The 12,040-nt window shown below is 59.3% G+C and carries 10 protein-coding genes; 7 read left to right on the top strand and 3 right to left on the bottom strand.

All coding sequences use genetic code 11. The features are described 5' to 3' along the window. Nucleotides 1–10 precede the first annotated feature (10 nt). Nucleotides 11–805: a DeoR/GlpR family DNA-binding transcription regulator gene (locus IMCC20628_RS01195; protein WP_047032149.1), complete on the bottom strand. Its 795-nt coding sequence runs from the start codon at nt 803–805 to the stop codon at nt 11–13. 240 nt (nt 806–1,045) lie between these two features. On the opposite strand from IMCC20628_RS01195, the gene IMCC20628_RS01190 reads away from it, so the two are divergent. From IMCC20628_RS01190 to IMCC20628_RS01170, 5 genes are all read left to right on the top strand, one after another. Continuing rightward, nucleotides 1,046–2,032: an ABC transporter substrate-binding protein gene (locus tag IMCC20628_RS01190; RefSeq protein WP_082127955.1), complete on the top strand. Its 987-nt coding sequence runs from the start codon at nt 1,046–1,048 to the stop codon at nt 2,030–2,032. Nucleotides 2,033–2,176: 144 nt separating this feature from the next. Then, entirely contained in the window at nt 2,177–3,199 is a 1,023-nt protein-coding gene (locus IMCC20628_RS01185) for a betaine/proline/choline family ABC transporter ATP-binding protein (protein ID WP_047028678.1), read from the top strand. A gap of 2 nt (nt 3,200–3,201) precedes the next feature. Continuing rightward, nucleotides 3,202–5,226, top strand: coding sequence for an ABC transporter permease subunit (locus IMCC20628_RS01180; protein WP_047028677.1), 2,025 nt, complete (start codon nt 3,202–3,204; stop codon nt 5,224–5,226). A 3-nt stretch (nt 5,227–5,229) separates the two neighbouring features. Beyond that, entirely contained in the window at nt 5,230–6,126 is an 897-nt protein-coding gene (locus IMCC20628_RS01175; RefSeq protein ID WP_047028676.1) for a phosphotransferase, read from the top strand. Continuing rightward, complete coding sequence (locus IMCC20628_RS01170; RefSeq protein ID WP_047028675.1) at nt 6,123–8,564, top strand: FAD-dependent oxidoreductase; 2,442 nt, start codon at nt 6,123–6,125, stop codon at nt 8,562–8,564. Before IMCC20628_RS01175 ends, IMCC20628_RS01170 begins: the two co-directional genes overlap by 4 nt. A gap of 93 nt (nt 8,565–8,657) precedes the next feature. Here IMCC20628_RS01170 and IMCC20628_RS01165 read toward each other — a convergent pair whose 3' ends face one another. Both IMCC20628_RS01165 and IMCC20628_RS01160 read right to left on the bottom strand, forming a co-directional pair. Further along, nucleotides 8,658–9,395, bottom strand: a complete 738-nt coding sequence (locus tag IMCC20628_RS01165; protein WP_197078372.1) for a MipA/OmpV family protein — start codon at nt 9,393–9,395, stop codon at nt 8,658–8,660. Between the two features lie 174 nt (nt 9,396–9,569). Then, on the bottom strand, nt 9,570–10,202 hold the full coding sequence (locus tag IMCC20628_RS01160; protein ID WP_047028674.1) for a class I SAM-dependent methyltransferase: 633 nt from the start codon (nt 10,200–10,202) through the stop codon (nt 9,570–9,572). Nucleotides 10,203–10,314: 112 nt separating this feature from the next. Here IMCC20628_RS01160 and IMCC20628_RS01155 point away from each other — a divergent pair, with 112 nt between their 5' ends. Continuing rightward, complete coding sequence (locus IMCC20628_RS01155) at nt 10,315–11,226, top strand: phosphotransferase (protein ID WP_047032146.1); 912 nt, start codon at nt 10,315–10,317, stop codon at nt 11,224–11,226. A 74-nt stretch (nt 11,227–11,300) separates the two neighbouring features. Then, a complete protein-coding gene (locus tag IMCC20628_RS01150) occupies nt 11,301–12,005 on the top strand; it encodes a type 1 glutamine amidotransferase (RefSeq protein ID WP_052766245.1) in 705 nt (234 codons plus the stop codon). Nucleotides 12,006–12,040: the final 35 nt, after the last annotated feature.

Raw genomic sequence — 12,040 nt, 5'->3', positions numbered from 1 at the left:
AAGGGCGGCTTCACTCCTCGGCTGCGTGGTCGACCGATGCGGCTGCAGTTCCACCGACGATCAATTGAGTTCCCGCTTCGTCAAGCGCGGCTGCGATATCGTCAGCGACTGGTTCATCCGTCACCACATGACCAATGGCGTCAAACCCCGCCACTTGAACCAATCCTCGGCGCCCGAATTTGGTGCGATCCGTGACAACATAGCTATTTGCTCCGCGTGTCAGCACCATCCGTGCAAATTCGGCCTCTTCCAGATCGAAATCCATCACTCCGGATTCAGCATCAATGGCACCGGCGGAAATGATCGCATGGCCGACCGAAAACTTGGCGATGAACTCGATCGCCGAAACTCCGAAGGCGGCGCCGGAATCGCTTCTGAGTTCGCCGCCGGCCATATAGACTTTGTTGCCGTTCACCGTAGCCAGCGTCCGGGCAATATCTGAAGAATTGGTCACTACCGTCAGCCGCCTGTGACCAAGCAGTTCTCGCGCGACAAAGCTGGTTGTGGTGCCGGTATCGAGCATGACGGAATCGCCATCATGGATCAGCTTTGCCATTTCACGCGCGATCCGGCGTTTGGCATCTGCGTTCTCACGCATCCGCCGCTGGAATGGCGCTTCGCCGACCTGTCCGGCCAGTCCCACCGCACCATGAATTCGCAGCACAGAACCGTTTTCAGTCAGCGGCCGCACATCTCTGCGTACAGTTTCAAGCGACACGCCAAGCCGGGCAGCGAGCCCTGAAATGGTCACGGTGCCTTCGTCACTCAGTATCCGCATGATTTCGGTATGACGTTTTGACAGCATCGGCATACACCTTCTGATCTGCCTGATTTCTAGGCGACTATCGCCGCTTTATCAATCAAAACAAACATAACCGGGCATCAAAGCAAAATATAACCACAGAATTGATTGACAAGGATCGAGGTGTGGTGTGGGATTGAGAAGTTAACAAGCCGCGCACGGGTGCGCTGCCGCTAGGTCCATCGTGACTTGCGGACAAAGCGCCGAGATGCCGGGTCCAACAGGGTGAACAGGAGGCTCGACATGCATTCAGCCAATATTTTTACCGGCCGCACTTTCAGGCAATTGACAGCGGCGCTCGTCATTTCGAGCGCTTCTTGCATTGGATTGTCCGCTTCGGCCATGGCGCAGGAATCCACCGATACGATCAAATTGACGCTCCATGACTGGACCGGTCAGCTGATCACCACGGAAATAATGGGTGAAGTGCTCAAGAAGGCCGGCTATTCCATAGAATACGTCCAGGCCGATTATCTGGCCCAGTTCGCAGGACTGGAGTCCGGCGATCTGCACGTTGCCATGGAAATGTGGGAAACCACAGGCCGCGACGCCATGGATGCGGCCACCGCAACCGGCAAGGTCGAGAATTTCGGCCCCACAGGCATGAAAGCCAAGGAAGAATGGTGGTATCCCGCCTACATGGCCGAGCAATGCCCGGGCCTGCCCAATTGGGAAGCCCTGAAGGACGAAGCCTGCGCGGAAGCCTTCTCCACTGCAGAAACCGCACCCAAGGGCCGTTACCTTGGCGGACCGGTCACCTGGGGCGGCTTTGACGATGAACGCGTCGAAGCGCTCGATCTGCCGTTTGAAGTGATCCACGCCGGCACCGATGCGGCACTCTTCGCCGAATTGGAAAGCGCCTATCAGCGCAAGGCGCCGATCATGCTGTGGATCTATGCGCCGCATTGGGCACCTGCCAAGTATGAAGGCGCCTGGGTCGAGTTCCCGGAATATTCCGCCGAATGCTACAATGACGCAGCAACCGGTCTCAACCCTGACATGGCCTATGACTGCGGCAAGCCGTTTGGCGAAATCTGGAAAGTCGGCTGGGCCGGCGTGAAGGACAAATGGCCTGGCGCCTATGACGCCATCAAGGCTTTCACCATCGACAATGACGAGATGGGCAAGATGATCACCGAAGTCGATCTGGACGGCAAGACAGTCTCCGACGTCGTCGGCGAATGGATGGGTGCCAATGAAGCCCGCTGGTCGGGCTGGATCAAGAAGTAAGTCTCCAGTCGGATGCCTTGGCATCTGCCGCTGACACCACAACCGGGCGATCGCGCCCGGTTGTGCACCACTGGATGACAAACCGGCACCGCGCGGACCGGTTCAGACCGCCATATTTTCAAGCGTTCCCCGCACGAGTTCTCCATGACCACTCCTGAAGCCAAACTCGTCTGTCGCAATGTGTGGAAACTGTTCGGCCCTGATGCCGCAAGTTTCCTTGCCGGGCACAACGGACGCCCGGATGCCGAAGCAATCGCCGAGGCCGGTCTGGTCGGCGCCGTGCGGCAAGTCGATCTCGACGTGCATGAGGGTGAAATCTTCGTCATCATGGGCCTGTCAGGCTCCGGCAAATCGACGCTGGTGCGGCTGATGTCACGGCTCATCGAGCCCTCCGGCGGCGACGTGCTGTTCAAGGGCGAAAACCTGCTCAAGGTCTCGCAGGCGCGGATGATCGAAATCCGCCGCCACCAGATGGGCATGGTGTTCCAGCATTTCGCATTGCTGCCGCATCTTACCGTTCTCGACAATGTTGCGTTCCCACTTGATATCCAGGGCATGAGCCGTGCCGAGCGTGAGGCCCGGGCCCGCGAAATGATTGAACTGGTTGGTCTGGCCGGAAAGGAAAGCGCCTTTCCCCGGCTGCTCTCCGGAGGTCAGCAGCAGCGCGTCGGCATCGCCCGCTCGCTCGCCGTCGAACCGGAAATCTGGTTTCTCGATGAACCGTTCTCGGCGCTAGATCCGCTGATCCGCCGGGAGATGCAGGACGAGTTCATGCGGCTGCAGACCAAGCTGCACAAGACCATCGTCTTCATCACCCATGATTTCGACGAAGCCATCCGTCTCGCTGACCGGATTGCCATCATGAAGGATGGCGAGATCGTCCAGGCCGGCACGCCTGAAGAGATCGTTCTGACACCAGCCACCTCTTACGTGGCGGAATTCACCAAAAACGTCGCCCGGGCCAAGGTGATCCGCACCCGCAGCCTGATGGTCCCGGTCGATAATGGCGGCGTCGACGGACCGACGGTCTCCGCGCGATCGACTATTGCCGACGTGGCGCCGTTGTTTCTTGATGGGATTGCCCATCTTGGGATTGCCGATGACACCGGCAAACTCATCGGCAGACTTGACCGCGAAGCGATTGTCTCGCTGATGTTGCAGGGCTGAACATGGCGATGTCCGGCGCCCCCGATTTGAAACCCGACACGGTTCAGGCTTCTCCGCGATCTTTCCGGCTGCCGATTGCCTGGCTGGTTGCCATCGCAGTGTTCGTGGCATTCTGGCTCTACGCCAAACCTCTTGTCCCCGCAGCCTTCGAGTACCCGAAAGCCCATGTGGTGAAGCTCGCAAAGTGGATCAGCGCGGCGATGAAATGGCTGATCGACGAGGCCACTTTCGGGCTTTTCACCTTCACCGAGTTCACCCGCTTTGTCTCCGCCGTTCTGGAGGTGCCCTACACACTTGCCTCCAGCCTGCTGTCCACCGGCTTTCTCGAAGGCAGCGGCTCTTCGGCGATCCAGATAGCTCCCCCCTTGCCTTGGGTAGCCGTCGTCGGTTTGGTCATGCTGCTCGGACATTGGCTCGGCGGCAGGTCATTGGCCCTGTTGTCAGGTGGCTGCTTTCTGTTCCTGGCGGTCTTCGGGCAGTGGACCAGCGCCATGATCACCCTCGCCTCTATCTTGGTGGCGGCGCCACTGGGCGTACTCTTCGGGCTGCTGTTTGGCGTTGCCGCCTGGCGCTGGCGCTGGTTCGAGCGGATAATCGCGCCGCTGCTCGACCTGATGCAGACAATCCCGGTGTTTGCCTATCTGGTACCTGTGCTTTTCCTGTTCGGGTTCGGCCCGACGGCGGCCGTGATCGCCACTCTGATTTTCGCCACCCCGCCGATGACCCGCATCGCCATTCTGGCATTGCGGGCAGTACCCAGTGAAATCATCGATCTGGGAAACATGGTCGGCTGCACCAAACGCCAGATGACCTGGCGAGTGATGGTACCCGCCGCGCGCGAAAGCCTGATGGTCGGCATGAACCAAGTGATCATGCTGTCGCTCAACATGGTCATCATCGCCTCGATGATCGGTGCAGGCGGCTTGGGCTTCGACGTGTTGGCAGCCCTGCGCCGGCTCGATTTCGGCGCAGGCCTGGAAGCAGGCTTCGCCATCGTCGCGTTAGCCATTGCCATGGACCGATTGAGCCAGGCTGCAGCAGAAAAACTCTCTGCTCCCTCCACCGAGGTTCAAACCTCCGGGCTCCTGGCACGCCATCCCTATATTGTTGCCGCACTGGGTCTGGTTTTCGTCACAACGGTGCTCGGCTATGTTGTGCCCGGCATCCGCAGCTATCCTGAAGCCCTGCAATTATCGACCGGCACGTTCTGGTCGGAAGTCGTAGCCTGGATCAACATCAACTATTTCGACACGCTTGAAGCCATCAAGAACGCGATGCTGCTCAATGTTCTGATTCCGTTCAAACGCTTCCTCGGCGATCTACCCTGGTTTGGTGTGACAGTATTTCTCGGCTTTGCCGGCTACCGGCTCGGTGGCTGGCGTTTGGGGTTGCTGACCATCAGCCTGCCGCTCTTCATCGCCGCCACCGGCCAGTGGGAGAAGGCCATGATCACCGTCTATCTCTGCGGCATCTCGGCTGTGCTCGCCTCATTGATTGGCATTCCAATCGGCATTTTTGCCGCCACCCGCGACCGTGTCTGGACCTGGGTTCAGCTTGCCATCGACACGCTGCAGACACTCCCGAGTTTTGTCTATCTGATGCCTGCCGTGATGCTGTTCCGGGTCGGCGACTTCACCGCCATGATTGCCGTTGTGGCTTTCGCGATCGCTCCGGCCATCCGTTACACCGCGCTCGGCATCCGCAAGGTTGACCCGAAGCTGATCGAGGCCGGCCGCGCCATGGGCTGCACCGAGTGGCAGATCCTCACCCGCATCCGGCTGAAACTGGCGCTGCCCGAGATCCTGCTCGGATTGAACCAGACCATCATGTTCGCCCTGTCGATGCTGGTCATCACTGCACTGGTCGGCACCCGCGATCTCGGTCAGGAAGTCTATATCGCATTGACCAAGGCCGACACCGGCCGCGGTCTCGTTGCTGGCCTGTCGATTGCAGCCATCGCCATCATCGCCGACCGGCTAATTTCGGCCGGCGCCAGTCACGCCCGTCGCCGTCTTGGTCTGGAGTAACTCATGACTGATCTTGCTTCCCTTGATCACATCCGTGCCCTGCCCTGCTTCTCGGGCAAGATCGACATCGAACCGCTGACCGGCGGATTGAGCAATGAGAGCTGGCTTGTCTCGGATAGGGCGGGCCGCCATGTCGTCCGGCTTGGACGCGATTTTCCATTTCACCATGTTGACCGCAAACGCGAAGTCATGACCGCCCGCGCGGCCCATGAAGCAGGCTTTGCGCCGCGAGTTGAATATTCCGAACCTGGCATCATGGTCTCGGCTTTTCTGGATGCGAAAACCTTTGAGCCGCCAGATGTCCGCGCCAACCCTGAACGCATCGGCAAACTCATCTACGATTTCCACACTACCATGCCGCGCCACATCGAAGGCCCTGGTTTCATGTTCTGGGTTTTCCACGTCATCCGCGATTATGCCCGAACGCTGAAGGCGGGCGGCTCGCGTATGGCCGACCGCCTGCCTGACTGGCTGGAGCTTTCAGATCGACTCGAAGCTGCACAGCACCCGTTACCGATAATCTTCGGGCACAATGATCTGCTGCCTGCAAATTTTCTCGATGATGGTCACAAGTTGTGGCTCATCGATTTCGAATATGCCGGATTTTCCACCGCCATGTTCGACATCGCCGGCGCGGCTTCAAACGCCGAAATGTCAGAAGCTGAGGCAGCCACTCTTATTGAGGCCGCGCTGGGAACCACCCCGGACGCTGCTCTCACCCGATCCTTTCACGCTATGCAATGCGCATCGCTCTTGCGTGAAACGCTGTGGAGCCTGGTCTCGGAACTGCACCTTGATGCGCCGGGCGCGGACTACCAGGCCTATACCGCAGAGAACCTCGCCCGTCTTGACGCCGCGCTTGACCAGTACCATTCGACCTACGGAAAGACATCACAATGACCCTTCCTGACAGAGCCCAGATCGTCGTCATCGGCGGTGGCATCATCGGTTGCTCCACGGCCTACCATCTGGCCCGCGACCACAAGGCCGATGTCATTCTGCTCGAGCAAGGTCAGCTGACATCAGGCTCGACCTGGCATGCAGCCGGGCTGGTTGGGCAACTGCGCTCCTCAGCATCTATCACCAAGGTGCTCAAATATTCGGTCGATCTCTACAAGCACCTCGACCAGGAAACCGGCCTTGAAACCGGGTGGAAGATGTCGGGCTGTCTGCGGCTTGCCACCAATCAGGATCGCTGGACCGAATACCGTCGGCTGGCGACCACCGCACAGAGTTTCGGCATGGACATGCAGTTGCTGTCGCCGCAGGAAGCCAAATCCAAGTTCCCGCTGATGCAGGTCGATGATCTGGTTGGCGCCAGCTGGCTGCCGACCGATGGCCAGGCCAGCCCTTCCGACATCACCCAGTCGCTGGCCAAGGGCGCGCGCATGCATGGCGCAAAGATCCATGAGAACGTCCGGGTCACCGGCTTCGACATGACCGATGGCCGCATCACAGCGGTGAAGACCAACAAAGGCGACATCGCTTGCGAAAAAGTGGTCAACTGCGCCGGGCAATGGGCGCGCCAGATAGGCGTGATGGCCGGCATCAATGTGCCGCTGCAGCCGGTCAAGCATCAATATGTCATCACTGACAAGATCGATGGACTATCAAGCGACGCACCGACTATCCGCGATCCCGACCGCCGTACCTATTTCAAGGAAGAAGTTGGCGGCCTGTCCTTCGGCGGCTACGAGCCCAATCCGCAGGGCTGGACCATGGACGATGTGCCCAATGATTTCGAGTTCCAGCTTTTTGACGATGATTATGACCATTTCGAGCAGCACATGATGCAGGCGATGGAGCGGGTTCCGGCGCTGGGCAATGTCGGCGTCAAACAGATGATCAACGGCCCGGAGAGTTTCACTCCGGACGGCAATTTCATTCTCGGAGCGGCGCCTGAATGCTCCAACATGTTCGTCGGTGCCGGCTTCAACGCTTTCGGCATCGCCTCGGGCGGCGGCGCGGGCTGGGTGCTGGCCCAATGGGTGATTGACGGCGAAGCACCGCTGGATCTTTGGGTTGTCGACATCCGGCGTTTTTCCGAGATGCACAAGGATAGGCAATGGGTCAATGACCGCACGCTCGAAGCCTATGGCAAACACTACGCCATCGGCTTCCCGCATGTGGAATATGAGTCCGGCCGCCCGCGCATTGTCTCCCCACTGTTTGAACGGCTCAAGGCGCACCGTGCTGTCTTCGGCTCCAAGCTTGGTTGGGAACGTCCCAACTGGTTTGCTCCCGAGGGCATGGAGGCCGCAGACATTCCGACGATGGGACGCCAGAACTGGTTTGATGCGGTTGGCGATGAGCATCGCCATGTGCGCGAGAAGGTTGGTGTTTTCGATCAGTCCTCCTTCGCCAAATACGAAATCAGTGGATCGGGCGCACTCGCGGCACTCAACCATATTTGCGCCAACAATGTCACCAAAGCGGTCGGGCGGCTGACCTACACCCAGCTTCTCAACACCCGCGGCGGCATCGAAGCCGATCTGACCGTGGCACGGCTCGCCGATGACCGCTTCTACGTTGTCACCGGCACCGGTTTCCGTACCCACGATCTGGCCTGGATCAGAGAGCATGTTCCCGAAGGCGCTGATGTCCAAATCGACGACATCACTGAGGCCTATGGCACATTGTCACTGATGGGCCCGCACGCCCGCGATGTGCTGGAAAAAGTAACCGCTGCCGATGTCTCCAACGAAGCCTTTCCTTTTGGCCATGTCCGCGAGATCGACATTGCCGGCAGCACCGTCCGGGCGCTGCGCGTGACCTATGTCGGCGAACTGGGTTGGGAACTGCACATCCCGATCGAGGCAACCGGCGATGTCTTTGATGCGCTGATGGCGGCAGGCAAGGCCTGGGACATCCGCCCGATCGGATACAGGGCGCTGGAATCGCTCCGGCTTGAAAAAGGCTACCGCGCCTGGGGCTCCGATATCACCCCCAACGACACTCCGTTCGAGGCTGGGCTGGGCTGGGCGGTAAAGCTCAAATCCAACACCGATTTCCTTGGCGCTCCGGCGCTCCGGGCCGTCGCCGGAAAACCGCTGACAAAGCGTTTCGCAGCCTTCGTCATTGACGATCCCGACGCCGTGCTGGTCGGCCGCGAAACCATTCTGCGCAATGGTGAGCCGGTCGGCTACCTCACCTCCGGCGGCTACGGCTACACCATCGGCAAAAGCGTTGGCTATGGCTATGTGCGTAACGACGATGGCGTGTCGGATGAGTTCCTCAACGGGGCCAATTACGAACTGGTCATCGCACTGGATAAATTCCCGGCCAGCCTGCATCTCGGGCCGCTGGTCGATCCGGCAAATACCAAGGTAAAAGCCTGATCAAAGCCGGGAGGAAAACCGGGTAACGTCGACAAAAAAGGGCGCGAGATTGTCTCTCGCGCCCTTTGTCATGACTGCAGCCCGAAGACCGGATCAGAAATCGAACTGGAATTTGCGGATCAGGCCGATATTGGCGGTGTACTGATCCCTGGAGCCTGCGGCAATCAACGGTGAATCCGCCGCATCGCCGACCAGACGGTTCCAGCTTGCACCGGCTTCGCCAGCCCAGTTCTCGTTGAAGTCATAACGGGCGCTGGCTGCGATGCCCGCAGATTTGATGCCGCCGCTGGCAGTGTAGGCCGTGAAGCCTGAAGTGACGGATTCTGCGGCCGTCACGCCGAAATAGGTATTCATGTAGTTTGACGAGGCAAAGGAAAGCCGCGGACCCAACGACAGTGTCAACGCCTCATTCGGCTTGATCGCATAGTCAGCACCTATCTCGCCGACGACGGCATTATGACCGGTCACGCCGTAACGAAGAGCACCAAAAACACTGATCGGGCCGGCTGTGTATTTCAAACCGGCGCCGAGTTCGACTGCGGCTTCGACAGTGTTCATACCCGCCAAAGCCGGCTCATCAACGGCATTGCGCTCGCCATTATAGGAAAAGGACGGCTTGAAAGACAGGCCCTGGCCGTCACCGCCACCCAGTGAAAAACCATTGCCAAGCCGCAGATAGTTGAAGCTGATGATCGGATAAGGGCTGAGCATATAGCGGCTCGATCCTTCATAGCTCGGCGCCACGACGCCGCCCAGACCGAGTTCGAAGCCGATCCCGGGAGCCGATGCATCCTGGGCTGACGCAGCGCCCATGAGAGGTAGCATGAACATCGCAGCTCCGAAGCCAAGCATTGTCGTTCTGGTACGGAGTTTGTTCAGTGTCATGAAAATTCGCTCTCAGTTTTCGGGCTGCCAGGATCGGGTGTGCCGCGGGCAGTAGCATTCATAAACGACGATATGTCTAAATATTGTCTTTCATTCGATAATCAATAGTCATTTGGGCGATTACAGTACCTTCAATGCAACACAACGGCTCGGCTCGGTGCCTGCTTCGCCCGGCATCGAGATATAGGGGCCGGTGTCGTCAATCAGCGTGAGCAGTCCCCTTGCTTCGAAGTCAGCGACATACGAACCGAATGCAGTGCCCCACATCAGGTCCTTGATGGTGAGCACGATGACGCCGCCGGGCCGGCAGATGCGAACGAGATCATCGAGACCTTCAACGCCGACATGTCCCGCTGTGAATACACCTGTGGAAATGATGGCGGCAAAGCGGTCACTCGGAAACGGCAATTCGCCGCCCATCGCCGCCTGATGCAGCGCCGAGTACACCCCCTTGCGCTCGGCCACTTTCAGCATGCCCTCCGAGAGGTCGAGCCCTTCGGCTTCCGGATAGCCGATGATTGCCAGCCATTCGCCGATCAGACCGGTGCCTGCTCCTGCGTCGAGCAGCGGCGCGGCCCCCTTTTCGACATGGCGGGCCAGCATCGCCAGCCCGATGGCCGGGTGCCGGTAGCCAATTGCCGACATGTCGGAATCATAATTCTCCGCCCAGGCGTCGTAGACCTTTGCCAGTTCGTCAGGCTTTTGTGCCGAGTAGACCTGTCCCAGCCGTGCCGTCTTGTCCTGGTCGCTCATCAATTATTCCCATCGTGATTGAAACTTTGTCAGTCAAACCATAGCCTTGCACGGAGCAATGTGAAACCTTGCCGCCAAGGATATTCCGGAAAAGCGGCGAATGGAGACGAATATGGACGACGACACCGAAGCCCGGCTCTCGCATGCCCTGACCACAATCTCTGCGCTGGACGGTCATATCGGCCCGGTAGAGCGACTCGGCGGACTGACCAATCTGGTGTTTCGCGTCGGCGATTATTGCCTGCGGCTGCCGGGCAAGGGCACCGAGGAATATATCAACCGTGAACACGAGGAAGTGGCCGCACGCGAAGCAGCCGCGGCTGGCGTCAGTCCCGAGCTGATTCATGCCGATGCGGCCACGGGCATCATGGTCACCCGTTTCGTCGAGGGCGCCAAAACCATGACGCCCGCCGCGTTTGCTGCCGATCCCGGCTCGGTGCGCAGAGCCGGCGAAGCGTTCCGGCAATTGCACCAATCCGGTGCCGAGTTTCCGTTCACCTTCGAACTCTTTGCCATGATCGACGAGTACCTGGGCATTCTGTCGAAAAAACATGTGGCGCTGCCGAAAGGCTACCATGATGTGGTTGCCCAGGCCGAAACCGTCCGCGCCGCGCTCGCCCGGCATACGCTGCCATCGGTGGCGTGTCATTGTGATCCGCTGTGCGAAAATTTTCTCGACACCGGCGAGCGCATCTGGATCGTCGACTGGGAATATTCCGGCATGAATGATCCGATGTGGGATCTGGGTGATCTTTCGGTCGAGGGCGGCTTTGATGCAGCCCAGGACCGGGCGATGATGGAAGCCTATTCCGGTGGCGCGCCCGATCCCGCAGATCATGCCCGCATGGTCATCTACAAGGCAATGTGTGATCTGTTGTGGACATTATGGGGTCTGATCCAGCTCGCCAACGGCAATCCGGCTGAAGATTTCCGCGCCTATGCCGATGGCCGTTTTGCCCGCTGCAAGAGCCTTATGGCCAGTGCCGAATTCGCCGACAGCCTGAAGACACTGCAAACAACCTGAAGCCGGTTTATGCGCAGCAGACAGCCGAGCCGAACACTTGCAGGTCTCATTCCCAATCACACCAGGTCACTGCCATGCGGATTCTCATCATTCAGCATTCGGACAAAGAGCACGCCGGCGGCTTCAGACCGTTATTTGCGCGTGACGGCCATGAGATCTCCGCCTGCATCGCACCCGATGAAATCGGCGATGTCGATCTGAGCCATTTCGATGGTCTTTGGGTACTTGGCGGCCCGATGCAGGTGTGGCAGGCGGACGAACTGCCCTGGCTTGCGCGGGAGATCGAGGTGATCCGCGACGCGGTTCTCGTTCGCAGCATGCCCTGCTTCGGCATCTGTCTCGGCCATCAACTGCTGGCCCATGTGCTGGGAGGCAGCGTCAGCCAGGCACATCAGTCAGAGGTCGGCTTGCTGCATGTGGAAAAATCCGGCGAGGTTGCAATGTTCAGCGGCCTGTCCGGACCGCTGCCCTGTTTCCAATGGCACAGCGCCGAAGTCAGCCGCCTGCCGGAAGGCGCCGGCATTCTGGCCAGATCCGAGCAGTGTGCCGTGCAGGCCATGAGTTGGGGACAGACTGTCAGCTCGGTCCAGTTTCACGCCGAAATCGATGCGGCCACGCTTGCCGACTGGTACGAAATCGACGGCTGCGAGGAGATGCTGCGGCAAGAGATCGGCAGCTCCGCCGATCATGTGTTTGGCAAGCTGACAGCTGCCGAAGCCGACCTCACCCGCATCAGAGCCAGCCTCTACCGGCATTGGCTGGCCGGTTTCACGCGATAAGACGCCTGCTGCAATCTGCAAGTCACATTTGGAAC

The sequence above is a fragment of the Hoeflea sp. IMCC20628 genome (assembly GCF_001011155.1).
In the GTDB taxonomy this organism is placed as follows: domain Bacteria; phylum Pseudomonadota; class Alphaproteobacteria; order Rhizobiales; family Rhizobiaceae; genus Hoeflea.
The sequence above is the reverse complement of the archived record's forward strand: the minus strand, read 5'-3'. Positions and strand labels throughout refer to the sequence as shown.